Source organism: Paenibacillus sp. V4I9, assembly GCF_030817295.1.
GTDB lineage: Bacteria > Bacillota > Bacilli > Paenibacillales > NBRC-103111 > Paenibacillus_E.
In genome coordinates this window covers 1,425,879-1,451,617 of the sequence record NZ_JAUSZE010000001.1, presented here as the reverse complement: position 1 = coordinate 1,451,617, position 25,739 = coordinate 1,425,879, and the positions used below count along the sequence as shown (strand labels likewise).

Here is a 25,739-nt window from a genome sequence, read left to right as displayed (position 1 = left end):
GGGAGGGTTCGTACATCACTCACTACTCGGCTGCGGCCACAGTTTGCTTATATTTTAACGAAGGCACCATAATGAAGACCCCAACTAAAAATAAAGCAGCACTCACTAGATAAATGGTTTCAAGCGAGAAGGAAGCCTTGATACTTCCGGCCAAACTCATCGTGATGACCATAGCTCCCATAAACAATGGATTCAGAATACCGTTCACGCGACCCACGAACGATTCTTCCGTGTTGCCAAGTATCATTGTATTGATACCAATTTGGATTGCAGGCATGACGAGCCCTGACAGAAATTGCATCAAAAGTGCTACCCATAAGAGATGTGTCATGCCAATGACTGCAAACGCCACGACACTTACGGACATCCCGAGTATAAGCAGCGCTTGCGACGACATTTTTTTGGAAAAGCCCATCGTCACGCCTCCGCCAATAATCATCGCGACACCATTTGTGGCCATAAACCATTGCAAGTTCTCTTTAGGCAAGCCTAGATTTTCCGTAACAAGAAAGATACCAAGCGGACTGATTAGACCAATCGCAAGACCGGCAACGGCAAAGCAGCCTCCCAAAGTGACCAGCATTTTATTCTTGAGCACATACCGGAAACCTTCGCCCATCTCAGCAAAAATATGCGTGGATGGTCCTTCTGATCCTTTTTCAGCTTTACGGTCAGATGGTAGAAACGTTAGGACAAGAGCTGAAAGCACGAAGCAAATTCCCATGATCGCTATAGCGACTTCGATTCCAAAGGTATAGTACACGAAAGTCCCCATAATTGGTCCCAAAATCATAAAGATAGCCATCATCGATTGAAACAATGACATCCCCATTTGCATTTGGGATTCATGCACATGAACCTTGAACAGCTTCATCCCGGACGGTTGAGAGAATTGAGACAGGATGGACGACACTAATGTGGCAAAAAAGATCGCCTTCCATGAACCATAATACAGGGTAACCATAATGACAAACACTGATGCAGCGCTGAGAATATCGCACCAGACCATCGTGAGCTTAGGTCTCCATCGATCTGCAAAGGCACCGCCAATGAAAGAGAAAATAAATATCGGCGCAAACTCGGCAACGGAAATCAAGGAAACCGAGTAAGGATCGTTATTCGTCATGTCGGTTACGTAGAGGAGAATTGCGAAGTTACGAATCCAAATCCCGATTTGGAGAAAAAGACCCGATAACATAATAGACTGCACGAAACGATTTGCAAAAAAAGAACGCATCGTTGGCGCAGAATTAGATACGGTTTGAGACATAGAAAAAAAACACCCCTTCGACAATAGATTGGTCAATAAAACGTCAACTTCATTCCGACGTAATCGGAACCAAGAAAGTTTCATAAACCTCATTTAATGTATCGAAAAAGGTGCCTAACGTCTAGTGCAATTTGTCATATGACCAGTCATAAACTGAAATGACTCAGTGCCCATCCCTCGACATGAGCAGGGCGGCGCCTACAGCTCCTGCGGAGGATCCAAGAGCAGATGTTACGAACCGGACCGGGCTTAGAATCGAAGGCAGGCAGCGATCCTCGATGATCTCACGCATCGGTCCTAGGAGCGGCTCGCCGATGTGCGAAGCCCCGCCGCCAAGAATGACCACCTGCGGATTGAGCAGGTGGAGGATGCTCACGAGCCCGATGCCGAGGGCTCGTCCCGCTTCACGCAGGATGCCGCTTGCTTCGGCATCCCCTTCCGCGGCTGCGGCCGCGACCAACCGCGCATCCACGCGGTCAGGGTCGCCTCCCGCGAGCCTCGTGAGGGCGCCGGCAGCGTCGCCGTCGCCTCCCGCAACGCGGCGTACATACTCGGCGCCGCGGCGGCCAATGGCGGTGCCTGACGCGTAGAGCTCCAGGCACCCCACATTCCCGCAGAGGCAGCGCGGCCCATTTCCATCAATGGAAATGTGGCCGAGCTCCCCTGCGTTATGGTTGACTCCGGCGATCAAGCGGCCGCCGGAGATGATGCCCCCGCCGATCCCCGTGGAGATCGTCACGAATATACAGTCCGGCGCGCCCTCGCCCGCGCCGGCCAGCCATTCGCCGACCGCTGCGGCGGTGGCGTCGTTTTCGAGCCGGACCTCGCAAGCGAAGCGGTCCGACAACACCGCGGCGACGGCAACGTCGCGCCAGCCGAGATTCGTGGCGAAGGTGACGACACCGTTCGCCGTATCGAGCGTGCCCGCGGTGGCGACGCCAATACCGCGGAGAGCACTGCGGCTGCCGGGCACAGCCGCGAGAATTCCCTCGATCAGGTTACCCAGCCGATCGAGCACAGCTACCTCCCCCTGCTGCGCAAGGGTGGGGATCTCTTCTCTTGCGATGATGCTGCCATCGTACGCAACCAAGGCGGCCAACATCTTCGTGCCTCCCAGATCTACCCCAACAAAATACTCCCGAACGAAGACATCTTGTTCCATGCTATTACCCTTTACAAAAACATCCTGCTTATTGTCTTGCTCGAATGTCATCTCTTTTTCCCCTTTCCCCATCAATCCAGCCTCCAACCTAGCGGATACTCCTCCGACAATGTCACAGGCAGCCTTCCAACCGCTTTCTCTTTCCCAAGCAGCACATTCGCAAGAGAAACCATCGCAAGCGGACGGTTTTCATAACAAGCATAATAAGTCTTTACCTCAGGAAATTCAAGTAAATCATAAGGATTTCTCCCGGCAGCCACGATAACATACGGCTCTTTCCTTTGAACTAATTCTTTAACCAACCTGGTTTGTCCTGCTGAGAATGTTGCATTATATGTGACAATGACAACTTGCTTGTTACCCTCACAAGCTTCCAGAACCGATGCTATCTCCGTATCCGAAGGATATAGCCCCAAGTAAACCTCCTTAATAGGCTTTCCGGCTATCTCAGATAAGACACTGCCCAGTGTCCCGCTCCGTTCCACAACTTCATCAATCTCAGTTCCCGTTTGTACTTCCGTCCAAATGACCAAGGTCGGCTCGTTCAGATCCAGCACTTTACCTACTTCATCCTTAACCCGTGTAATACTTTTACGGCTCAGTTCTTTGGCAAGCAGTTGATGCTCGGGTGTAGAGATAGGTACAGTCGGGATGGGTTCTAACGTATCATATCGAATCCCTCGCTTATATTTATAGGTCATAATCCGCAGCACGGACTCATCAATTCGCGACTCCGGAATCCGTCCACTTTCCACCGCAGCAATAACCGCTTCAATGGCAGACACTTGGCGATCCAGTGAATGACTAACCAGAATAAGATCCGATCCGGCCTCAATGGCCCGAACAGCACCTTCCGCCACACCAATCCCTTCTGAGATCGCCTTCATCTCCAGGCAGTCTGTTACAATTAACCCTTTGAAACGAAGCTTCTCACGAAGCAACTCCGTTAAAATGCGATACGACAACGTCGATGGAACGCCATTCTCTTCTAGTGCCGCAAATACGACATGCGCAGTCATAATAGCGTCTACACCGCCTTCAATCGCTTTAATGAAAGGGGCTAGCTCAAGCTCCATCAATCGCTCCATACTATGCGGAACAACGGGAAGGTCATGATGAGAATCCTCTGACGTATCACCGTGCCCTGGGAAATGCTTGACTGTGGCTATAACGCCCATATCCTGCAAACCTTTCACCGCATGTGTACCCATATCACCCACTAGCACAGCTGTTTCACCATAAGAGCGTACGCCGATAACAGGGTTTAATCGATTATTATTGATATCTAAACAAGGGGCGAAGTTCATGTTCACGCCCATTTGGCGTAGTTCTTTACCCATCACTTTTGAACTGGCATAAACACCTGCGGGGGCAAAAGCAGCCCCTAAAGCCATGTTCCCTGGCAGCAGAGTTGTTCCTTTTTCAATACGGGAAACCATACCTCCCTCTTGATCTACGGCAATGAATAACGGCTGTCCGCCGCTGCGTTGACTCATCGCTTGCAATTCAGCCGACAAATGAGCCAATTGGTGAGCATCTATTACATTTCGACGAAAATAGATGACACCGCCAAGTCCGTAATCCTCAATTAATTGGGTAATGGACGCATTTGGTTCCAAAGATTCAAAGCCGCAAATAAACATTTGACCCACTTTTTGACGCAAAGTTAAAGGATGTTGGTTATTGCGCGATGAAGATGACATGAATACACGCTCCTTGAATGAGTAAGTTAAGATTTAATGCTTTCAATAATACGTTTCTGCAAAATAAAATAGATCAGCACGACTGGAATAACACTAAACATGATTGCCGCACATAGCGAACCGTAGTTCATATTCAATTGGTCGTAAAAGGCTACCATACTTACAGGAAGCGTCCTAAACTTTTCCTTCGTTAGAAACAGATTCGCCATCATAAACTCATTCCAATTACTGAGGAAATTAAGCATAAAAACTGTGACGAGCGAAGGTATCGTTATTGGAAGAATGACTCGCCACAAAAGTCCATAGATAGATAATCCATCCATGATTCCCGCTTCTTCTAACTCACTTGGTATAGATTTCAAAAAAGCACTAAAAATAAACACAGTCAAAGGTAAACCCATCGTTACATAGGGCAGGATCAAGGCTAGCGGCGTGTTGTATACGTGCATGCTGCGAAGCAGCATATATAAAGGAACAAGCAAGGAACCTGCGGGAACAAGCAATGCGAGCATCAATATACGCTTCAAGAACTTGCTTAATCGTGGAAATTCCATTCGTGTTAGTGCGTACGCCGTTGCCGTACCAAGAAACAGCGTTGCTATGGCAGATATCACAGAAATCACCAAACTGTTCGTAAAATAATGACTTACATGTGCTCCAGTCCAGGCATTCCAATAATTCGAAAACGAGAGTTGCTCCGGAAGGGACCATGGCGAGGCAATGATTTCTTTATTTGTTTTAAAAGAGGAGTTCAACACCCAAAGAAGAGGAAACAAAATCATGCCTATGTACAACATGAGTACAACATGCAGGAAGACACGGCGATAGGGAAATCCCTTCAATATCGCACCTCCTCCTGCTTCCTTGTGAACCAGCCAAACAAGGATGTTAACATACCGGTTAAAAGGAGAATAAGTACGGCAATTCCATTTGCATAGCCATATTCACCAATGCGATAAGCTTTTTTATACATATACGTGGCCATCACTTCTGTAATCCCATACGGATTGCCGCCAGTCATCACATAGACGATGTCTAAGGCCTTCATAGCTCCTGTAATCGATAGCAAAATCATGACCATGATGACGGGACGCAGCAGCGGAAGCGTAATCGACCAAGCCTCTCGCAGGCTTGTCGCCCCGTCTAACTCAGCCGCTTCCAAGATATTTTTGGGGATAGCATAGATCGCCGATAAAACCAGCACGACATAGAATCCAATCCATTGCCATGCGTTGGTAACAAGCACAGAGACCATCGCTGTCGCTTCCTCTGCTAACCAAACATGCTGCCAAGTCATTAACCCTACAGCTTCTAATGCTTGATTGAGCAGCCCCGCCTGCGGGTGATAGATGAACCCCCATAGTACACCAACCACAGCTGTAGAAAGAATAGTCGGGAGGAAAATCATCGTTTTGTAGAAGCTAGTCCATCGCCTAACTTTGCTTACCAAAAGCGCTAAACCGAGTATAAAGGGGATTTGCAATCCAACAGAAAAACTAATGAAATACAGGTTATTCCGCACAGCCATCCAGAAATATTTGTCCTGAAAAGCAGTAACGAAATTATCCAAACCATTAAATCTCGCCGTCGACACTCCGTTCCATTCCGTGAATCCGTAGCGCAGCGACATGATCATGGGATATAAGAAAAAGATCACGAATAGCAGTAGTGTCGGTAACGTAAAAAGCGCATAAGCAAATGGGTTTCTTCCTATCTTTTTCATGTCTCATCCTACTATTTGGTATGGGTTTCTTCCTCATTCGAAGCCTCTTGCTGCTTCTGTATGTCTGCCATTAAGGAGGCCGGATCTGTTCTTCCGCCTATTAATTCTTGCATACCGCGCTCCAATTTTTCTCGAACTTTCGTTTGAATGCGTGAGTCGAATGCGGGGAAAGCACCTTTACTCCTAGCAAATACATTCAAAATTTCCGTAATCAGCGGGTTTACATTGCTCGTATCCTGCAGCTTCATGGCAGGTGGCATACCTTCTTCGACGAGCTGTCTTTTTTGCATGGATTCGTTATACATTTGCCTGATAAACTCCTTAATAGCCACCAGCTGATTTGGCGTCACTTTTTTAGAGAATCCATAGGCATTAGACCATCCTCCATTGATATAACCATCTCCTGGCCCTCCCATAGCTGGGAAACTCATGAAGCCTACATCCTTTACGATGGATGACTTCTCAGGGTCAAGCAACGGCGTATTCGCCCAACTGCCATCGAACATGAAAGTCGCTTCGCCGCTGCTAAATTTATTTTGCTGCTCGGCATATGCCAGTGCTAAGCTGCCCTCCTGGAGATACCCCTTTTGAATCAACGTATGATATTTCTCAAAAGCATCCACAACATCCGGATCCGTCCATCGCTTGCTTCCATCCAAAAAGCCCATAACAGAATTTGGACCGGCCGTACGCACCCACATAGTATTGATCATCATGTTAATGACCCAGGAATCTTTAGCCGCCAATGCAAATGGCGTTATTTTCTGAGCCATTAGTATCGCGGCAGCTGCGAGCAGTTCCTCCCACGTTTGAGGTGGTTTTATTTGATGATCCGCCAAAATCCTTTTGTTATAGTACAAGCCCTCGACGTACCCTGCCATTGGAATGCCATAAATGTTACCGTTAACCGTAAACTCCTCGAAGCTATAAAACTTATTGATTAATCCAAGCTCATTCAGTATGGGCGTAAGATCAAGCAGCCTACCCGCTTTGACGTAATCCTTCGTATCCGTTCCGCCAAACAAGTCGAATATTTCTGGTGGATTCCCAGCCGCCATCTCCGCTCTCAGCTTCTCGAAGCGATTGACCTTATCCTCCACCCCATCTAATGTAATCGATAAGCCAGGCACCTTCAACTCCGTTGCTTTCACTACATCCTGCAGCATCGCGAAGCGCTTCTTCTGCGTATCTTTCACTTGCGTATGACGAAGTGTCAGTAAGATCGGCTCTCCTTTTGTCCCCGCGGGGTCGGGAGTTTGTTCATTGTTCGAAGTTAAGCCGTTGCAAGCAGACACGATGAACGTCATAGCCGCTACCGCTGCTACCGAAATCAACGTTCCTTTTCTCATCTTGATTGATCTCCTTTATGCTTGCCATCTAAGTATAAAATAACGGTAGTTTGTCCTAAAGACCCACAAATTCCTTATAAAGGGGCAAAATCCTCTACTTCGCTTCTTTGCGCTTTTCGCGAAACTCTGATGGAATCTCGCCAGTAAACTTTTGAAATACTTTGGTAAAATATCGCCGTTCGATGTATCCCACTGATTTTCCGATGTCCGTAATACTTTTATCACTATGGAGCAGCATCGACTTCGCCAATTCCATCCGATGTTTCGTGACATATTCTACGAAGGTTTCTCCAAAATACTGCTTAAATAATAAACTAAAATAGCTGGAGCTTATGCCTAAAGAGCTCGATATATCCTCGATCCCGAAATCATTCGAATAGTGAGTTCTTATATATTCTTTCGCCGCTGTCATGAGGAGTTCGCTGTTTTTCTTCTTATTCGTCCCCTCCAGCCCAAGTGCTACAAGCTGTACCATAACCTGAAGCAAATGTTGAATGCTCTCGCTCTTATCCAGTTGACACCATATCTGTTCTTCCTCCTGAAAATCAAGGGAATTCATTTCTCGCAATTCGCGGAGCAAATGAAGAATGAGGAAATGCAGCATCTGATAGGCCCTGGCAAAGGAGCTGTCAGACAGACCTTCAAGCAATAATTTTAAGCGCTTTAAGGCATCCTCCGTTTTGAGACGGTTTAGCTGTTTAAGTCCTGTTACAATCTCCTCCACCAAATACCATAAGGAGCTGTTCGCATCAGCTGGCTCTTTGGACTCTTTATACAACAGCACGGATTCCTGCTTCCCCAGATTAAGCTGCATGAATCGCTGAAGCTTCCGATAGGCCTCAGAGAGCTGACGAAGTCCAACAGCTGCCGGAAAGATGCCTACACTAATGCCTAATTTAACCGATTGGGAAACGTTATGCTGAAGTTGAGCAGCTATTTCATTTAACTTCACCAATGCGGCGCTTTCGCCGGTTTCATCCCATTGTATGATTACACACCACTCGCCTTCGCGGATCTGGAGTACGGTGAACTTCAATTTCTCATCCGTTAACGAATCTTGAAATACATTTCGTACTGCGAAATTCCATAGTTTCCGCTCCTGCTCGGTCCAAGGCAGTGATTTCTGTGAGTAATCATCCACATCGATCATCGCAAATAAATAGGTCAACGTTTCAAGGTCCATTTCATCAATCGGAAGCAGCGTATTCGGCGTAATTTCCGTATAATTCATCAAAACGTCCTGTAGGATCTTCTCATAGGCCAAATTTCTCATTTTGCCCCACTTTTGCTGCTCCTCTTGCTCACTTAGCTTCTTAACCCTGATTTCATTCGCCAATTTGGTTATAGAATTCTCTAACTCTTCATAGTTAATAGGCTTCAGTATGTAATCGCTCACGCCAACTCGCATCAACGAGCGTACATATTCGAAATCCTGATACCCCGTCACCATAAGCACTGTACAATCCTCATTGATATCACGCAGCTTCTGAACGAACGTAATGCCATCCATTAGCGGCATACGAATATCACTCATGACCAGATCCGGCACATGCTGGCAGCTAAGTTCCAGCGCCTCCACTCCGTTTTTGGCCGTTCCAACAATATCAATCCCCAGTTCATCCCAAGGAATAACCGCCTGCAAATTACGCAGAATGTTAGGCTCATCATCTGCCAATATCGCTTTTAGCCTCATAAGCCTTCCCCCTTATTTTTTGGGATTACGATCTTCATCGTCGTACCTTGACCTTCTTGACTGCAGATGAACATGCCATAGTGTGCGCCATATTGGATCCGTATCCGGTCAGCTACATTGCTGACACCAAGTCCTCTTCGTTCTTCATTCGCGCCCAATATTTCGTGAAATGGCGTCTCTAGCTCTGTTTTATAATGGAATTTAGCTAATTTCTCCGTACTTATACCGATGCCGTTATCCGTCACATAAAGAGCAATCCGTTCTCCTTCATCCACAACCTTTATGGCGATCATGCCCATATAATCAATGGGTTCAAAACCATGCTGCAAACTATTCTCTACCAATGGTTGGAGAGTAAGCTTGAGAATGCAATAATCCAAAAGCTCAGGCGGAGCTTGAATGTCATATTGAAATTGATCTTCAAATCGGAATTCCTGAATTTCGAGGTAGCTTTTCAGATGCTCGAGCTCTTGCTTTAGTGAAATCTCTTCTCTGTTTTCCATTCCAATGCGCAGCAGATTCCCAAGTCGATACACCATTTGGCTGACTTTCTTCCCTTGGTTTTGGATCGCTAGCACATTGATGGATTCTAGTGTATTAAAAAGAAAATGCGGCTTGATCTGGGCTTGCAGCAGCATTAGCTCGGCCTTATTTTTACGGTCCTGCTGACGTTTGACTTCTTCCAGAAGATCCTCTACACGCACAACCAAACTGTTGAATCCTCTAGCGAGAGCAGACGTTTCATCCTTACCGCTTTCCTCCATACGGGTCGTCAGATCACCGCGTTCAACCTTTTTCATTGAGGAAAGCATACGCAGAATCAACTGAACAATTCGTCTTACGAAAACCAGATTGTACACAAGGGCAAAAAATAAACAGACGAACGTAATCCCAGCGACCAGCTTCATAATCGTCTCAATTTCCCCGGCCACATACTTCCATGAGGTGATCGACACGACGCTCCAATCCTGAACCCCCATCTGATTAATATTTAAATGGTAGAGTGAAATTAAGCTTTTTTCATTCTGAAAATTCGCCTGGAAACTGTTATTGTTTAGCTGCAGATCCAATTTGCCAGGCAACAGCTGCAGCACATTGGCACCTTCTAAATTTTGCTTATTATCATAAAAAATAAGTCCGCTTTTGTTGACGAGCAAATAACGCTTAGAGCTTTCCTCATTCGTATTGAATGATTTGAAAATTTGATCAAGCTCATTGAATTTGAACTTCAGCAGCATGAACCCCAAGTTGTCCATCGTCCAGAAGTCTTTGACCAATCTCGCTTGATAAAATTCCCCGCGCCCCGTCCCGAACTCCTTATATTCGGAAGGTCCAATCCAGAGTGGACTTCCGTTCAATTCCTGTATGTGCTGGAATGCGGTGCTTTGTGTCAGCGCTGTCCACGGCAAAGCGCTTCCACCCCCGCGCCCCGCACTAAACGATTTGCCGGTATTATTATAAATCGCGACGGATTGCACAGGTGAATAGGTCAATATGGAGCCGCGCAGCAAGGTATCAAAGGTATTCAAGTCATAAGACGAGAGCGTGTTTTCATTCGGCTTCACCTCATCGATCGTTCGATAGATACCCTGAATGCTCTCTTTTACCATCCAAAAGTCCGAAAAGTAATTGGCTTCCTTGAACATGTAATAAATATTACGGGAAATCGCCTGCAAAGTGACCTCGGTCAAATCGCCGTACTTCTTCTCAATTAGCTGCTGAGATACTGTATAAACAGCGGAGCCTAGTACGAACAAAGGAATAATAATGAACATTAAAAAACCGATAAACACTTTTTTGTTCAAATTCATCGACGATGGCAGACTCCTTCCAAACTGAATCACGCACCATCCTAGTGTTGGCGCCTTTGCACTGCTTACTTTTGATTATAAATGACCCGCATTTTGTGATCCTAGGGATAGGTTTGGATGCTATAGGGATAAAATCGTCTACTCCTTCAATAGAAGGATGTCAGGTTCCACGATGACCTCAACATTCCCTTTTAATGCTTTACTGATCATACAAGTCTGTTCAGCACGATAGGCGGCTTTGCTTATTTTATCCGTTATCTCTTGTGAAGTATGAGCTGGGATACAGATTCGCGGCCGGTGAATGATTTTATCCACCTTCATCGCCGGACTGCTATGGACGAATATCTCTGAGTTCAGCTCGATCGATGCAATACCTAGACGCTTCAGCAGCATGCTGAGTGTGATTAAATAGCAGGTCGCTGCCGCGCCAAGCAGCATCTCCTCCGGATTCGTCCCTATGCCAGGACCATCTAATTGGCTTGGCACTGAAATCCCCGAGACTAGGTTACCTGCTCGGATATGACCTGTGCCGTCCAAGCCTCCGGACCACTCCGCTTTTAGTTCAAAACGATGCTCGCTCATAGGTTTTTCCGCCTCACTTTCATCTAATCCTTCGTGTCTGAGTTTATTGCCTTTGAAGAATTTTGCGCTTGCAAGACCTTCGATTGACCTTCGTCCCCACTGCTGCTTATATGTAGACCAATAACCCCTAAGATGATGAGAACAATGGAAACCACCTTCAGTGTGGAAACCGATTCATTGAACCACCATATGCCGATGATCGTGATGAGTGCTGTCCCTACTCCAGACCATATGGCGTAGGCCAAACTGACATCGAGCTGCTTTAAAGCCAGCGTCAGTAAGGTGAAGCATAGAATATAGCAGATACCCATAACAATAGCCGGACCTAATCTTGTAAAGCCTGACGACATCTTCATAGCCGTCGTTCCCACGGTTTCAAATATGATTGCCAGCAGTAAAAATGTCCAATTCATATTCCAAATCATAGCTACCATCCTTTACGTGTAAACTGTTAATTATAATTGTAAAGGAATGCGCTGGGTTTCACCAGTAAGCAAAAAATCGTTCTCACTCCTGGTGTCAGGGCGGGAACGATTTTGTTTTTTTGCAATAGAAAAAGGCCATCCTTATCCCTAAAATAGATAAAAACAGCCTTATACTTGCTATCATTGATATCTATGAAAATGCATAATTAATGTGTTGGAATCAAAACAATGAAAGCCCTACCTCTCTTCCATCCTTGCGGCTCCAATGACCGCGCCAGTACGAATTGCTTAACAAACACCTGCTGCCGAAACACTTGACGTTGCCTCGGGTTTACCATAAATGAGCTGATTTTTACTGCACATTGGGAGAAAAACAAACAAGGAGAGGGGGTTACTTTCTTCTCGCTAATCGTTCGTGTGGGGTAAATGAGGTTTGGTTTTAAGTGTTTATATGGTTCATTTCAATCAATTTATAAATTATATATGAAAATCAGTGAAATGTCAACATGTAAATATACTTGTTTTTCAACACTTTTTTCTTTTAGCATTCGTACACGTCTATCTATAACCCTACGCTTTTGATTAGCCCATACAAAACGTATAAACCTAACATCATCATTCATAATTTTCAAACCAACACACCCTTCAAAAAGCCAAACCTCACCATTCAGTATTTTCAAACCAAACACAATCTTTCAAAAACGTAAAAAGCCGAACATCAACATTCAAAAATTTTCAAACCAAACATACCTTTCAAAACGTTAAAGCAAACCTCACCATTCAGTTACGAGCCATCGTCAACGTGAATTCAAAGTTAGGGCTGCTATTATCTCTTTAAAGGTTCTTATGATATTATCTGTTAAAGACAGTAGACATTGAGCACATAGAACAAATGGCTGCACAAGACACATACTCTTACAAATAAACACTAAAATACGGCCGTGAAGCACACGCCGCTTTTCTGGTTCAGCAATTGCTGAACTAGAAAAGCGGCTTATTTATTTCTATGGGGAGGTCACGTAAATGAACAAACTTATGCACACTGAACATGATAATTACCTGTCTCAACATCTAGCTATTAGAAAAGGGGAACGATTACGAAGGCTGAAAGAAGGCCATGGCCATGCCGAAAAAACATTTCTTTATCAGGTTTGGTGGCCAGCATTCGGTAACTTTAACGACCTGCACCCTGAGTATGAAGTGAAAGACTTTCGCGACGGTACCCGCTTCCTAGACTTCGCTTTTCTACGTCATTCCCTCAAACTCGCCATCGAAATTGATGGTTACGGTACACATTCTTCCCAAGTAAGCCGCACTCAATTTGCCGATCAATGCAATCGCCAAAATCACCTCGTTATTGATGGATGGAAGATTTTACGCTTTTCCTATGATGATGTCAAAGATCGCCCTCGCATGTGTGAACAAACCCTGCAGCAGTTTATGGGGCGTTACCTTGGCGGGATGTATTTATCAGAATTTAAAATCGATTACATAGAGAAGGAAATAATTCGTTTGGCTTTGACGATTGGAAGAGCTCTTAAGCCAAGTAACGTAAGCCAGTTGCTTCATTTCAACTCAAGAAAAGCCTGCCGAATTCTTAAATCGATGTCTGAAAGATCACTCCTTAAGCCAGCTGATGAGGGTATAAAATGCGTTAGAGGTTACAATATTCACAAGAATACACAGGCGATTTGGGAAGCTAATAACCAAGTTAAATATTAACTCTTAAACATTGTAATACTGTTCAAATCAAAAATCCTGCTGCTTTGCCTGCTCTCAGCAGCTGAGAAGTCTTTTTCAGACGTCTCGAACCACTTTCGCTCTATTTGGGCCTACGAGACAGCCTTTTCTGCCTTCTCAGGCCGCAAACCCGCTAACTTGCCTGCTCTCAGCTGCTGAGAGGTCCTCTTCAGACGTCTCGCGCTACCTTCGCTCCATTCGAGCCTTCGAGACGCCCCTTTATGCCTTCTCAGGTCGTAAACCCGCTAACTCGCCTGCTCTCAGCAGCTGAGAGGTCTTCTTCAGACGTCTCGCGCCACTTTCGCTCCATTTGGGCCTCCGAGACAGCCTTTTCTGCCTTCTCAGGCCGCAAACCCGCTAACTTTCCTGCTCTCAGCAGCTGAGAAGTCTTTTTCAGACGTCTCGAATCACTTTCGCTCCATTCGAGCCTTCGAGACGCCCCTTTATGCCTTCTCAGGACGCAAACCTGCTAACTTGCCTGCTCTCAGCAGCTGAGAAGTCTTTCTCAGACGTCACGCACCACTTTCGCTCCATTCGAGCCTCCGAGACAGCCGGAGTTTCCGGACGGATACTCCGATTTTAAGCGTGTTTTTCTCACTATCAAGTCACTTCCCTGCGCTCCCGCACTTTAGCGATGAATACATCCGTTTCCGCGGCGGCCCAAACAAAAAAAACCGCAGGCAAACCGCCCGCGGTCATCACTCTACACTGTAAATTTCTGCAAAGAAATTTGTAATTCCTCAGCCAGTCCGGCCAAGGACTTGGCCGAATTCTCAATTTCCTCGGTCGTCGACATTTGCTGTTGACTGGCCGCCGATGTCTCTTGACTGACGCAAATCCCTGTTTCCGAAACAGCACTCACGATACCCATCACTTGTTCTATGCGTAAATTAGCATCAACAAGTTGGTGAATATTCAGGTTCACACTTTCCACTTTCGCATTTACTTTTTCAACGGATGATTCAATATGGACGAAGGATTCTTGCGCCTTCCCCGAAATCGATAATCCAACTTCCACTTTGCCTGCTCCCGCATGCATGGAGCTTACAGCGTGATTGATCTGTCTTTGAATCGTGGAAACAAGCTCCGTAATGTTGCGTGCCGACGAAGATGATTGCTCAGCAAGCTTACGCACTTCTCCTGCTACAACAGCAAATCCGCGACCCGCTTCTCCAGCACGAGCTGCTTCAATAGCAGCATTCAAAGAGAGAAGATTCGTTTGTGTGGAAATTTCATTGATGACATTGACAATCTCGCCAATTTTGTAAGCATTTTTACCTAATGCTTCAATCACATCGTTGACTTCACGAACAGCATCGGAGATTTCCGTCATTTGACCGGCAATCGACACCACGGATTGTTTGCCGTTTTGTGCTGCTTGGGTTGCTTGTTCTGCAAGTTCAGCAACCTCTTGGGCTGACAAATCAATGAGCTTCGTACTTGTAAGCATTTGCTGAACAGCCTCGTTCGCTTGATTCACGCCAGCAAACTGCTTCTCGAAATCCTCGGATAGCTGCTGACTAGATGTCGCTACCTGTTTCGCAGCCATGGAACTTTGCTCCGAACTCGCCAGAAGTTCTTCCGAGCTCGCCGAGAGTGTCAACGCATTGTCTGCAATCTGTTTGACTAAGCTGCGCAAGCTTTCGGTCATGACATTAAAGGAGCCTGTCAATTTACCGACCTCATCCTCATAAGGATAGTCCCCTTTAACTGAGAGATCACCGCTAGCCGCTTTCTCCATATGCTCCTGCAATCTGCGAATTGGCGTCGTAATAATCATATTTAATGCTAGTGCATTTGCCGTCATTACGATGATTGCGATAACAATGGTAAGGATAATAACCCAGTGTGACGTTTTAGAATCTGCGCTGCTCGAACGCTCAAATTGTTCAGCAGCAAACTCTTTGAGCAGTACCAATTTATCAAGTGCTTCAATCGTTTTATCACCTTGAGGTGAAACCTCATTGTTATACACTTGGTAGGCTACTTGATTATTTTGGGTAGCATGGTCTATTGTTCTGACTATAACATCGCGGTACTTCAGATTCAGTTCCTCAAAGCTTTTAAAAGCGACAGTTTCCTCTTGATTTAAGGCAATTCCCTCTATTTTAGTAACCAGCTCTTTATTCTTGGCACTGTTTTCATCTAATTTAACTTTTAATTTGACCTTGTATTTCACATCAGTCGAAAGCATCATCTCTAGCAGATTGGCTTCAGTTTCATTAAAATTTGATTTCAATTGATTAATCCATTTGACAGATAGCAGACTTTCCTCGTACATTCTAGTAGAATTACTAGACATCTTATCCATATAATAATAACCCGTAATACCTACAATTAGTAGGAACAAAATAGCGATAGCGTTCATAAGCAGCAGTTTAAAACGTAGTTTAAGGTTTCGAAGGATGGACAGGTTAGCTCTCATATTTCTTACGTTCTTCAAGTTACTCACATTCAATTTCGTTTTGAATTTCAAAGTCTCCCGTTCTCCTCCCGAGTGATAGATCTTGTAGTCTTACTTTCTTGTCCAGTACACTACTAAAACCATTTCATTTGCTGATGTGATAAAACCTTACATGAAAGATTACTAATTAACCTACGGTTTATTCTACAAAACAGCGTTCACGATGTAAAGACAAAATTAGGTAAAAAGTAGACATAAATCAAGAAATTTTGTATACAATTTGTTCCATTTTCATGATAGTTAGGAGGTAATAGAAATGAAGTTGATTGGAATTATCGTGAATCCTCTTTCGGGGGATGGTAGAGGAGCTAGCATTTGGAAAGAAATAGAGACTTATCTACAGTTAAACCATATCTCTTATATGGCAAAAATAACGACAAAGGCAGGAGAAGCCACTAAGTACGCCATCAGACTTGTTCAAGAGCACCGTATCGATAAGCTGATCGTGATCGGTGGGGATGGAACGATTCATGAGACTGCCGGAGGGTTATGGCAATTACAAAATACCGGATTAAACTGTCCACTTGCGGTCATTCCTGCAGGAACAGGTAACGATTTTGCCAAGGCCTATGGCATTCCAACCCATTCTATACAAGCCCTAGAAGCCGCGATATCGGAGACTAAGAAAGTCCAAATTGATCTTCTGTGTACAAGGAACGGAATTATTGCGGTGAATAGCATTGGGGCAGGTTTCGATGGTATGGTGGCCAAATTGACAAATGAGGCTAGTTACAAAAAATTACTCAATCGCATTGGACTCGGTAAGCTGTCCTACTTTATCTCGATCCTAAGAGTGTTCGCCACTTACCAACCGTGTACAGCATGGTTAGAAGTTGACGGCACGGTTCATGAATTGCCTAACATGTGGCTTACAGCTGTTGCCAATATCCCCTTTTACGGTGGCTCCATACAAATATGCCCTGCTGCCTCTCCTCACGACGGCGCAGCCGATGTTATCGTGATTCAAAGCAGAGGGCGATACCGATTGCTGCCCATTCTTTTCACCGTTTATCAAGGCAAGCATATTCATCATCCCGCTGTTTCTTTCTATAAAGGGACGTCGATTTCACTTCGTACACAAATTCCTTTACTCATCCAAGCGGACGGAGAATTTGCCGGATCAACACCGCTCCAAATCGAGATTGTACCTTCTGCGTTAACCGTTATCGGGTCATCTCTGAATGAAGGTTAACTTATACGACGATTTTCAAGCGTTGACGCTGTATAATCAGATATCCTACGAAGCCAGCGAGTATAACAGCAATTCCCGTGATCGAGATATCAGGTGATAATCCATCCTTGGATATTTGTGTATATATGCCTACACCTGCGAGCATCATTGAATTTTCAAGGAAATTTTGTACAGCAATTGTTTTGCCAGCCCCCACCATTCCCTGGCCTTTATCTTGAAGCACGGTATTCATCGGTACGATAAATACGCCGCCGCTGAAGCCAACTAGAAGCAGAAGACCTATGGTGACATATAAGTTAGTAATAAGAGGGAACAGTAATATACTGATAATCATTACAATCCCAAATACATAGGAATTATAATATTTGCGTGCCGGAACCAATTTGGGCGTCATGAGCGCTCCGACCATAATACCTATGCCCGTGACGGCAACAAGCATCGAAATCTGATCGACAGACTGTATGCCTAGATGCGCCGGCACCCATGCAATAATCGCAAGACGGACGACGGAGGAAGTCATCCAGAATGAGCCCGTACCTACTAGAGAAAAGCGAGTCGTACGATCTTTTAACAAGAGCTTCATATCCGTTAGGAATGCCTTGGCCTCTTTGACGTAGCGTATGCTCGAATTGCCTGAAATTCTAGGAATTTGCAGCGTTAAAAGTAATGAAATCAAGTATAGCGCGAAGCAAGCAACAATAGACCCGGTAAGCGAGATTTTCGCCAAAACACCGCCACACACAGAGCCAATGAGAATAGCCATAATCGTGTAGCCCTCAATACGTGCATTAGCTCTCAGCAGCTCGCTTTCCGAATGCGTAAGCGAAGGCAGGATGCCATATTTGGCCGGTGAATATACCGCGGCTCCTATCCCGACAATTCCGTAGCTGACAGCAGGATCAAGATGCAAGAACAGAGCTATAATACCAAAGGCTTTGATGGCGTTTCCGACGAGAAGGACCTGGGATTTCGCATTTTTATCTGCAAAGGCCCCAACGAATGGTGCGAAAATGACGAAGGCAATAAGAAAGCAGGCTTGCACAACGCCAATATAATAATCAGGGAATGCATTTTGTTTAATGATCGCCAAGGTAATGAAGAGAATCATATTATCGGCAAAAGCGGAAAGAAATTGCGTCACATACAGCGTCTGAAGTGGATTCATTTTCATAACATTTCGCTCCTTAGGTTTCATGATCATCCTTTAGCGCCGATCGTTTGAGCGTCACATAGTCTACTTTCCCGCTTCCTAGAAGCGGCAATTTTTCGGCATAACGAAGCTCCGAAGGCATGTAGAAGGAGGGATGACCATGCTGTTTCATCGACTCCCTGATTTGCTGAAGCTGGACACCGGGGATATTATGATAGACAACAATCCGCTCCCCTTTACGCATATCCGGCGTACTAACCGCTGCGCACATCGCCTGAGGCGGCAAGCTTGCAGTTACAAGCTCCTCCACCATCGGCAGTGACACTTTCTCCCCACCAATTTTGGCAAAAGACTGCAACCTTGCTTGAATCGAGATATACCCTTGATCATCCATCAGAACAACATCTCCGCAGCTATACCACTCCGGGCAAGGGACGAAGCCTTGACCATGAATGAGATAACCTTTCATCACATTCGGCCCCTTCACCAACAAGTTACCGCCAAGCTCAATTCCTTCCACCTTTTCCAAACGGTAATCCATACCTGGCAGCAATCGCCCCACAGTACCCTTCTTTGCATACATCGGTGTGTTAAGCGAAATGACGGGCGCTGTCTCCGTTGTGCCATACCCCTCCAGAATACGAATCCCGAATTTATCGGACCAGGTTTGCCGGACTTCCTCCTTCAACTTCTCAGCACCAGCCACGACATATTTGAGGGAGTGGGCAAAATCATACGGATGCGCTGTTCTCGCATAGGCCGAAAGAAAAGTTGAAGTCCCAAACAGAATCGTAATATTTCGATCGTAGACTAGCTCCGGAATGACTTTATAATGTAAGGGATTAGGGTAGAGCACCAGTTTCATACCGGAAAGTATGGGCAGCATCGTTCCCGCGGTCAATCCAAAGGAATGAAACATCGGCATCGTGCCCAGCACAATGTCCGATCCGTTAAAGGCAATTACAGCCTTAGCCTGCTGTATATTAGCAAATATATTACGGTGTGTAAGGACGACACCCTTCGGTTTACTCTCACTGCCTGATGTAAAAAGAACAACCTCGTTCTTTCCTGAGCCAACCGGTCCGTGAACTTTCCGTATATAGTGATAAATACCGGCACATTTATGTTTAAAAGTGATACTTTGTTTAACATCTTCTAGATAAACAATCTTGAAAGCGCCGCTAGCGGTATCGATAAAATCGGCAAGTCCTGCTTTGTCGATGAACGCTTTGGACGTAATTACCGTCTTTACAGCGGCTGTTTCGCAAGCATCCAACATCGTCTGCTTTCCAGCAGAATAATTCAATACCGCCGGTGTTACTCCTAATCGGAATAATGAAAACAAGGTAACTACATGTGCCGCAGCATTAGGCAATAACACTGCAGTACGGTTCTGTTCCTTAAGAAGCTGCTTTAGAAGCCCCGCCATCGTATACGTTGTGAGCAGTAATTTGCGGTATGTTAATGCGGAATCACTTATGATATCTTCACAAATTACCATAGATTTGCCATGAAGTTTGGCAGCTATTAGCAACTCGTTGAATAAATTAAGCTCAGGCTTCATTCGGCTTTCCAGCAAATGATTCTGCATGCGGCTGCGAATGATATCCGTTGCCCGCTCCTTCTGAATTCGCCTCGAGATATGTTCACTCATGGGTACTTGAAAAGCTTCGCCAAACGTAATGCTCACTGCCGGAAACCAGATCTGCTTCAATTTGCCGCGAAGATAAGATAATTTCGAATGCTCAAGTCCATTTATCGCAATTGGCAGCATGCGTGCCTGTGATCTCAGAGCAATGTAACCAATCCCGCCATACACCTTCATCATGCCCCCAGTTGTTGTGATTCGCCCTTCTGGAAAAACAACAAGCGGTATTCCATTTTGCACGGTTTTCAGCATCTTTCGCACGGAGTAGGGGTTCAACGGATCTACCGAGATATGCGTCCGAAAAAGGAGCAGCCAAGCAAAACGCTTTGCAATCCTTGTGTTTACAACAAATGCTACTTCCTTCGGCAGTATCAGAGCTAAAAGCACTGCATCCAGCAAAGATACGTGATTAGGAATAAGCACCGTTTTCTCCGTCAAATCGAGCCGCTCCATCCCCCTGACTTTAACCTTAAAGCTTGTCATCAAAACTGGACGCAATAGGGGAAGCAACAGCTTTAACAGAGCAACATACAACCATTTGATCATTGGGACTCCTCCTAAGAGCTTTGCTTTAGCAAAGCTATCTTCGTAAGCAACGGCTGAGCTTTACTTAGCAAGCTATCTTAGTAAGCTTGGGCTGAGCTTTGCTTTGGCTAAACTGGATTCGGACGCATAAGCTTTTGGGCTTCTCTTAATACCTGATCATAATTCCATTGTATGCATTTGCCTGGAATCTGATAGTACTAACTTTGCGTAGTACCCGCTCTTGGAGGAATCTTTTACTTGACGCTAACGCCTTGAAAATAAGACGTTATTTGCTTATTTCCATGCAAACTTCTGTAATAAGAAGAACGAAGGTTTATCCTCGATCTATTTGTTTATTTGGCGGAACGTCAGTTCGCTATTTTGTTTATAAATAGCAGTTTTCCGGCTCGAAGAGGAACGACGATTCGCTATTTCCACTTTTTCCGCTTGATTCTACATCATTTGAGCGAAATAGCGAACACCAGTTCACTGACGGACGATCTTTATAAAAAAAGACCCATGCATCCAACTGCAAAGGTCTCTCTCTATTAACATTTTAATTTCCATTAGGGACTTCACTGGTAATCGCCAAGGTATTTCCCTCTGTATCCTGAAAGAAAGCCATCCAAATATCGAAGCTGCCCATATTGGCTACCACATGCGGCTCACTAATAAAAGACACTCCTCGTTCTAGAAAAGCCTCATAGACCTGCCTAATGTCCCCAACCTTATAATAAATGACAGAGCTAGGATGATTAAATTCAGGTTTTTCAGGAAGGCTTAGCATCAATCGAATGCCATTGCAATCAAAAAAAGCCATTTGAGGAGCTTGAAACAAAAACTTCATGCCTAATGTGTCGCGGTAAAAAGCAACGGCTCTAGGAATGTCAGCTGCATTTACTGAGATTTGCCCAATTTGAGTTAAACTGTTTTCGCTCATACGTCTCCCCTTCCAAACTGTGATACCCATATTCTACCATACTATAGGTTTATTAGCTCCCTTAGCCTAGCTGGGTAATCAGTAATTATTCCTGAAACACCGGAAGCAATCATCCTATGATAATCGGCCAAGTCATTTACCGTATAAGGATAAACAGCAAGCCCAGAGGATACTGCCGCTGCAACATCTCCTTGTTCAATGCATTGGTGATGAGGATGCAACGAAAACACATCTACACCCATTTGGCCTGTATAAGCAGTATGATCAATAAGGTTTGCAGCGTATAACAACCCTACCTTCGCCCCAGGCTCAGCCTGCTTAATTCGGCGAATCACCTTGTGATCGAAAGAAGAAATGACCACATCCTCCATTCGGCTGCTTTCACGTAAAAATGCTAGAAGCGCCTTCTCCATTCGTCCTTCATAAGCATGCTTCACTTCCACATTGATGAAGAACCCTCGCGGCAATAAATCGAATACTTCACGCAAAAGTGGTAACCGTTCCCCAGTGAACGCCTCTGAGAACCAAGACCCAGCATCCAACGACTTCAACTCACTCCATTTGTGTTCGCAAATAAATCCGGAACCATTCGTCGTTCGATCGAGCGTAGCATCATGACAGACGACAATCTCTCCGTCCTTCGTTATATGTACATCTAGTTCGATACCTTCTGCCCCTTGCTCCATAGCTAATGAAAAAGAAGCCAGCGTATTTTCCGGCGCTTCCCCAGCCGCTCCGCGATGTCCAATTACAATCGGTTGATGTTTGTTCATTGTTTGTCACTCCCAACTTGTAAGCTTCTACTATGCTCAAATTATAGATGAAACGGCTCGCTCTTGCCCAGTATTTATTCGTAAAGGTTACGTAAATAAGTTGGATAAATACACAATAAATTAATCTGTATTTAACATGGGTCAAATAAAGCATCGTTAAGCTAATAGCATAGTACTAGTCTAATAACGTTCGTGAAGGAGCAACGCATGAATACGATGGATAGAGATTTACCACTATCAACAACAACCAAAACAAACGTAAAAGCCGGGCAACCTCCCCGTGCGCTTATCAATCAGAAATTAGCGGAAACGCTGCTTGGTTATGTTTTCTTACTCCCTTCGCTTTTGCTGTTTGCTATCTTTCTTTTTTACCCCCTGCTTCAAACTTTTTATTTGAGCTTTCACGAGACTGATCCGCGAGGAAGGGTTGCTTCTTACGTTGGTTTCGATAACTTCATTGCTATCTTTACTTCCGAGCGATTTTATAAAAGTTTGGAAGTCACAGGTCTTTTTACACTTCTTACCGTGCCAACCGGCATTGCTCTTGCGCTTTTGCTCGCCGCACTTACACACAATCATTTGAAGGGCATGAGGATCTTCCAATTCATCTTCTCGCTGCCTGTTGTTCTGTCCGTAGGAACCTCTGCGGTGATCTGGATCATGCTATTTCACCCAAGTGTCGGAATGTTGAATTACTTGCTGAGCATTGTTGGCTTAGAGCCAGTGGCTTGGTTAACAGATCCAAGTTGGGCACTGTTTTCCGTTTCTATGATGACGGTCTGGATGAATCTTGGCTTTACTTACATCGTTCTTCTAAGTGGCCTACAAGGAATTCCAGAAGAGATCTATGATAGCGCCAAAATCGACGGATCAGGTCCATTCCGTACCTTTATCCAAATCATATTCCCCTTGCTTTCACCGACGGTGTTCTTCGTCACCATTGTGTCGATTATAGGTGCATTTCAGTCCTTCGGACAGATTCACATTTTGACCAAAGGCGGTCCTGTTAATTCCACAGATGTCCTTGTATACAGCTTGTATCAGGATGCTTTCATTAACTTCCGATTCGGGACGGGTAGTGCTCAAGCACTTGTCCTGTTCACTATCATCCTAATTTTCACCGTTGTGCAATTTAAAGTTTTTGAAAGGAATGTGCACTATCAATGACCCATCGATTACAAAATACCTTCGTTTATGTTCTGCTGATCATATCCGCTGCACTCGTGCTGTACCCTATTTTTTATACGTTTACTACAGCATTCATGACACCTGAGGAAGCTTCTGCCTATCCGCCCCGCTTCTGGCCGAGCAGCTTTTATATCGGCAGTATAGTCGCCGTGTTCCAATTAGTCCCCATCGGCAAATTTATAGCCAACAGTTTGGTCGTCTCGATCATCATTACGGCTGGACAGCTCATTACTTCCAGTATGGCCGCTTACGCCTTTGCTAACATTCGATTCAAGGGTAAAGCCGCCATCTTCGCGATATTCATGGCCACCATGATGATTCCATGGGAAGTCACCATCATTCCCAACTATTTGACAGTCAAAAAATGGGACTGGCTCGATAGCATTCAGGGCTTAACCGTTCCATTCCTGGCGACTGCTTTCGGCACCTTCCTGTTGCGCCAATTTTTCTTACAGCTGCCTAAGGAGCTGTTTGAAGCAGCGCGGATTGATGGCTGTGGACACTTTCGCTGCTTTTTCCGAATTGTACTGCCCTTAGGTCGCCCAGCACTTGCAACGCTTGCCGTCTATGCGTTCCTTAGCTCGTGGAACATGTACTTATGGCCACTTCTCATCACGAACAGCGAGGCAATGCGAACGGTTCAAATTGGTATCGCCATGCTTCAATTCGAAGAATTAACTGTTTGGAACTTGGTCTTAGCAGGTGTAACTATCGTCTTGCTGCCTTCTCTATTGCTTTTAGTACTCGGATTGAAGCAGCTCGTTCGAGGACTTACGGCTGGTGCTGTAAAAGGTTAGTCCCATGCGAGATGGCTGCTCTGCTCAGCAATAAGCTGACCCAGATTTCCATAAATATAGAAATGATAAGGGAGAGAAACAAAAAAAATGAAGACATTGAAAATGAGAAGTTCTGCTATCGCAATAACAGCACTCATGGTGCTATTGACTAGCGCATGCGGCAAGGCTGAAACGACTACATCTGGCAGTACAGCAGATGTCAAATCATCCGCTTCTCCTGCTGCCGCAGAAACAAAAAAATCGGCTGAACCGGTTAAAGTTATCTGGTGGCACTCGATGAGCGGTGAGCTCGGCAAAGCTGTAGATAAACTTGTAACAGACTTCAACTCTTCCCAGAAAGATGTTCAAGTTGAAGCTGTTTTTCAAGGCACATACGATGAAAGCTTAAATAAAATGAAAGCTTCTATGGATAGCAAAAGCGGTCCTTCTCTTATTCAAGTATACGAAATCGGCTCCCGTTTCATGATCGACTCCAAAGCCATTACGCCAGTTCAAAAGTATGTCGATGCTGATCAATTCGATCTCTCCCAACTTGAAGATAATATTCTGAATTACTATAAATTCGATGGCAAACTGTATTCCATGCCTTTCAACACATCGAATCCAATCCTCTATTACAACAAAGACATGTTTAAAGCTGCCGGTCTTGATCCCGAAAAGCCGCCAACGACCTTTGAAGATGTCACCAAAGCTTCTCAAGCATTAAGCAAAGACGGTAAAGCAGGCGCATCCTTCGCTATCTATGGTTGGTTCATGGAGCAGTTCTTTGCTGGACAAGGTGCCGAATACCTTAACAATGGTAACGGTCGTACAGCCGCAGCTACGGAATCCATGGTCAATAGTGAATCAGGCGTGAAGACTTTGACGTGGTGGAAGCAAATGGTTGACAGCAAAACAGCTACTAACCTTGGTCGCAAAACGGATGATACGAAGAAAGCATTCTTGGCTGGCCAAGTCGCTATGACTTTAGATTCCACAGCCTCACTACGCGGGATCGTGAGCGGTGCTGACGTTAAATTCCAAGTCGGAACCAGCACCCTGCCTAAACCAGCTGATGCAAAAGATGGCGGTGTTGTTGTCGGTGGTGCAAGTCTCTACATCTTAAATAACAAATCCGAAGCTGAGCAAAAAGGCGCATGGGAGTTCATTAAATTCCTGGTAAAACCACAAACACAAGCTTGGTGGCACGTCAACACTGGCTACTTCCCAATTACGAAGAAAGCTTACGACGAGCAGTTGGTGAAGGATAACCTTGCTAAATACCCGCAATTCCAAACCGCAATTGATCAACTGCACAATACAAAAGCTAATAAAGCCACACAAGGTGCAGTAATGGGTGTATTCCCAGAAGCGCGTCAGCTTGTAGAAACCGCGATCGAAGAAGCTCTTACAGGTAAGAAGGCGCCGAAAGAAGCCCTGGACGCTGCTGCGAAGAACATCTCGGAGAAAATTGCCGCTTATAATAAGACAGTGAAGTAATTTGCAAACAACCAGCAGAAATAGCAATTAGGGAGATAACTGGCGTCGGTACTACCGACGCCAGTTTTCGCACAAAAAAAAGACCTAACTATTAACAGTTAGATCTTAGACACTTTTAGCACAAG

General features: G+C 45.1%; 20 protein-coding genes. 5 read left to right on the top strand and 15 right to left on the bottom strand.

Annotation, left to right across the window (positions count from 1 at the left end):
* Positions 1-22 precede the first annotated feature (22 nt).
* The 10 genes from QFZ81_RS06975 to QFZ81_RS06930 form a co-directional block, all read right to left on the bottom strand.
* Positions 23-1,270: an MFS transporter gene (locus QFZ81_RS06975; protein WP_307446341.1), complete on the bottom strand. Its 1,248-nt coding sequence runs from the start codon at positions 1,268-1,270 to the stop codon at positions 23-25.
* Positions 1,271-1,433: 163 nt separating this feature from the next.
* Positions 1,434-2,504: an ROK family protein gene (locus QFZ81_RS06970; RefSeq protein ID WP_307602042.1), complete on the bottom strand. Its 1,071-nt coding sequence runs from the start codon at positions 2,502-2,504 to the stop codon at positions 1,434-1,436.
* Entirely contained in the window at positions 2,504-4,135 is a 1,632-nt protein-coding gene (gene nagZ, locus QFZ81_RS06965; protein ID WP_307602040.1) for a beta-N-acetylhexosaminidase, read from the bottom strand. The genes QFZ81_RS06970 and nagZ overlap by 1 nt, the downstream gene beginning before the upstream one ends.
* Before the next feature lie 26 nt (positions 4,136-4,161).
* Positions 4,162-4,977: a carbohydrate ABC transporter permease gene (locus QFZ81_RS06960; protein WP_307446351.1), complete on the bottom strand. Its 816-nt coding sequence runs from the start codon at positions 4,975-4,977 to the stop codon at positions 4,162-4,164.
* Positions 4,974-5,858 (bottom strand): carbohydrate ABC transporter permease, encoded by an 885-nt coding sequence (locus tag QFZ81_RS06955; protein ID WP_307446353.1) that lies wholly within the window; start codon positions 5,856-5,858, stop codon positions 4,974-4,976. The genes QFZ81_RS06960 and QFZ81_RS06955 overlap by 4 nt, the downstream gene beginning before the upstream one ends.
* An 11-nt stretch (positions 5,859-5,869) precedes the next feature.
* Positions 5,870-7,207, bottom strand: a complete 1,338-nt coding sequence (locus tag QFZ81_RS06950) for an extracellular solute-binding protein (protein ID WP_307602038.1) — start codon at positions 7,205-7,207, stop codon at positions 5,870-5,872.
* A 94-nt stretch (positions 7,208-7,301) separates the two neighbouring features.
* Entirely contained in the window at positions 7,302-8,900 is a 1,599-nt protein-coding gene (locus tag QFZ81_RS06945; protein ID WP_307602036.1) for a response regulator, read from the bottom strand.
* The gene (locus QFZ81_RS06940; RefSeq protein ID WP_307446361.1) at positions 8,897-10,711 is read right to left on the bottom strand and encodes a sensor histidine kinase; all 1,815 of its coding nucleotides are present in this window, start codon (positions 10,709-10,711) and stop codon (positions 8,897-8,899) included. The genes QFZ81_RS06945 and QFZ81_RS06940 overlap by 4 nt, the downstream gene beginning before the upstream one ends.
* Before the next feature lie 138 nt (positions 10,712-10,849).
* The gene (locus QFZ81_RS06935) at positions 10,850-11,293 is read right to left on the bottom strand and encodes an OsmC family protein (RefSeq protein WP_307446364.1); all 444 of its coding nucleotides are present in this window, start codon (positions 11,291-11,293) and stop codon (positions 10,850-10,852) included.
* A 23-nt stretch (positions 11,294-11,316) separates the two neighbouring features.
* A complete protein-coding gene (locus tag QFZ81_RS06930) occupies positions 11,317-11,718 on the bottom strand; it encodes a DMT family transporter (RefSeq protein ID WP_307446366.1) in 402 nt (133 codons plus the stop codon).
* Positions 11,719-12,741: 1,023 nt separating this feature from the next.
* Here QFZ81_RS06930 and QFZ81_RS06925 point away from each other — a divergent pair.
* A complete protein-coding gene (locus QFZ81_RS06925) occupies positions 12,742-13,440 on the top strand; it encodes a DUF559 domain-containing protein (RefSeq protein WP_307602034.1) in 699 nt (232 codons plus the stop codon).
* A gap of 721 nt (positions 13,441-14,161) precedes the next feature.
* On the opposite strand, the gene QFZ81_RS06920 is transcribed toward QFZ81_RS06925, so the two are convergent.
* Positions 14,162-15,934 carry a methyl-accepting chemotaxis protein gene (locus QFZ81_RS06920; RefSeq protein ID WP_307602032.1) on the bottom strand — a complete coding sequence of 591 codons (1,773 nt, stop codon included), beginning with the start codon at positions 15,932-15,934 and terminating at the stop codon, positions 14,162-14,164.
* Between the two features lie 244 nt (positions 15,935-16,178).
* Between QFZ81_RS06920 and QFZ81_RS06915 the strand changes: the two genes are divergently transcribed.
* On the top strand, positions 16,179-17,114 hold the full coding sequence (locus tag QFZ81_RS06915; RefSeq protein ID WP_307446374.1) for a diacylglycerol/lipid kinase family protein: 936 nt from the start codon (positions 16,179-16,181) through the stop codon (positions 17,112-17,114).
* Position 17,115: 1 nt separating this feature from the next.
* On the opposite strand, the gene lplT is transcribed toward QFZ81_RS06915, so the two are convergent.
* The 4 genes from lplT to QFZ81_RS06895 all read right to left on the bottom strand — a co-directional run bounded on the left by lplT (position 17,116) and on the right by QFZ81_RS06895 (position 22,150).
* On the bottom strand, positions 17,116-18,285 hold the full coding sequence (gene lplT / locus QFZ81_RS06910; protein WP_307446377.1) for a lysophospholipid transporter LplT: 1,170 nt from the start codon (positions 18,283-18,285) through the stop codon (positions 17,116-17,118).
* Between the two features lie 13 nt (positions 18,286-18,298).
* Positions 18,299-20,458 (bottom strand): AMP-binding protein, encoded by a 2,160-nt coding sequence (locus QFZ81_RS06905; protein ID WP_307602030.1) that lies wholly within the window; start codon positions 20,456-20,458, stop codon positions 18,299-18,301.
* Positions 20,459-20,993: 535 nt separating this feature from the next.
* Positions 20,994-21,377 carry a VOC family protein gene (locus QFZ81_RS06900; RefSeq protein ID WP_307602028.1) on the bottom strand — a complete coding sequence of 128 codons (384 nt, stop codon included), beginning with the start codon at positions 21,375-21,377 and terminating at the stop codon, positions 20,994-20,996.
* 41 nt (positions 21,378-21,418) lie between these two features.
* Complete coding sequence (locus QFZ81_RS06895; RefSeq protein ID WP_307446384.1) at positions 21,419-22,150, bottom strand: glycerophosphodiester phosphodiesterase; 732 nt, start codon at positions 22,148-22,150, stop codon at positions 21,419-21,421.
* Between the two features lie 207 nt (positions 22,151-22,357).
* On the opposite strand from QFZ81_RS06895, the gene QFZ81_RS06890 reads away from it, so the two are divergent.
* The 3 genes from QFZ81_RS06890 to QFZ81_RS06880 all read left to right on the top strand — a co-directional run bounded on the left by QFZ81_RS06890 (position 22,358) and on the right by QFZ81_RS06880 (position 25,614).
* Positions 22,358-23,317 (top strand): carbohydrate ABC transporter permease, encoded by a 960-nt coding sequence (locus QFZ81_RS06890; RefSeq protein ID WP_307446387.1) that lies wholly within the window; start codon positions 22,358-22,360, stop codon positions 23,315-23,317.
* Positions 23,314-24,135 carry a carbohydrate ABC transporter permease gene (locus QFZ81_RS06885; protein ID WP_307602026.1) on the top strand — a complete coding sequence of 274 codons (822 nt, stop codon included), beginning with the start codon at positions 23,314-23,316 and terminating at the stop codon, positions 24,133-24,135. The genes QFZ81_RS06890 and QFZ81_RS06885 overlap by 4 nt, the downstream gene beginning before the upstream one ends.
* An 87-nt stretch (positions 24,136-24,222) precedes the next feature.
* Positions 24,223-25,614: an ABC transporter substrate-binding protein gene (locus QFZ81_RS06880; RefSeq protein ID WP_307602024.1), complete on the top strand. Its 1,392-nt coding sequence runs from the start codon at positions 24,223-24,225 to the stop codon at positions 25,612-25,614.
* The last annotated feature ends 125 nt before the right edge of the window (positions 25,615-25,739 follow it).

Bases quoted from the DNA above. Each gene is read 5' to 3' on its own strand.
- QFZ81_RS06935 (WP_307446364.1), bottom strand. From the start codon at position 11,293: ATGAGCGAGCATCGTTTTGAACTAAAAGCGGAGTGGTCCGGAGGCTTG.
- QFZ81_RS06915 (WP_307446374.1), top strand. From the start codon at position 16,179: ATGAAGTTGATTGGAATTATCGTGAATCCTCTTTCGGGGGATGGTAGA.
- QFZ81_RS06885 (WP_307602026.1), top strand. From the start codon at position 23,314: ATGACCCATCGATTACAAAATACCTTCGTTTATGTTCTGCTGATCATA.
- QFZ81_RS06955 (WP_307446353.1), bottom strand. From the start codon at position 5,858: ATGAAAAAGATAGGAAGAAACCCATTTGCTTATGCGCTTTTTACGTTA.
- QFZ81_RS06970 (WP_307602042.1), bottom strand. From the start codon at position 2,504: ATGGGGAAAGGGGAAAAAGAGATGACATTCGAGCAAGACAATAAGCAG.
- QFZ81_RS06950 (WP_307602038.1), bottom strand. From the start codon at position 7,207: ATGAGAAAAGGAACGTTGATTTCGGTAGCAGCGGTAGCGGCTATGACG.
- QFZ81_RS06895 (WP_307446384.1), bottom strand. From the start codon at position 22,150: ATGAACAAACATCAACCGATTGTAATTGGACATCGCGGAGCGGCTGGG.
- QFZ81_RS06905 (WP_307602030.1), bottom strand. From the start codon at position 20,458: ATGATCAAATGGTTGTATGTTGCTCTGTTAAAGCTGTTGCTTCCCCTA.
- QFZ81_RS06900 (WP_307602028.1), bottom strand. From the start codon at position 21,377: ATGAGCGAAAACAGTTTAACTCAAATTGGGCAAATCTCAGTAAATGCA.
- lplT (WP_307446377.1), bottom strand. From the start codon at position 18,285: ATGAAAATGAATCCACTTCAGACGCTGTATGTGACGCAATTTCTTTCC.
- QFZ81_RS06890 (WP_307446387.1), top strand. From the start codon at position 22,358: ATGAATACGATGGATAGAGATTTACCACTATCAACAACAACCAAAACA.
- QFZ81_RS06925 (WP_307602034.1), top strand. From the start codon at position 12,742: ATGAACAAACTTATGCACACTGAACATGATAATTACCTGTCTCAACAT.
- QFZ81_RS06930 (WP_307446366.1), bottom strand. From the start codon at position 11,718: ATGATTTGGAATATGAATTGGACATTTTTACTGCTGGCAATCATATTT.
- QFZ81_RS06940 (WP_307446361.1), bottom strand. From the start codon at position 10,711: ATGAATTTGAACAAAAAAGTGTTTATCGGTTTTTTAATGTTCATTATT.
- QFZ81_RS06975 (WP_307446341.1), bottom strand. From the start codon at position 1,270: ATGTCTCAAACCGTATCTAATTCTGCGCCAACGATGCGTTCTTTTTTT.
- nagZ (WP_307602040.1), bottom strand. From the start codon at position 4,135: ATGTCATCTTCATCGCGCAATAACCAACATCCTTTAACTTTGCGTCAA.
- QFZ81_RS06945 (WP_307602036.1), bottom strand. From the start codon at position 8,900: ATGAGGCTAAAAGCGATATTGGCAGATGATGAGCCTAACATTCTGCGT.
- QFZ81_RS06880 (WP_307602024.1), top strand. From the start codon at position 24,223: ATGAAGACATTGAAAATGAGAAGTTCTGCTATCGCAATAACAGCACTC.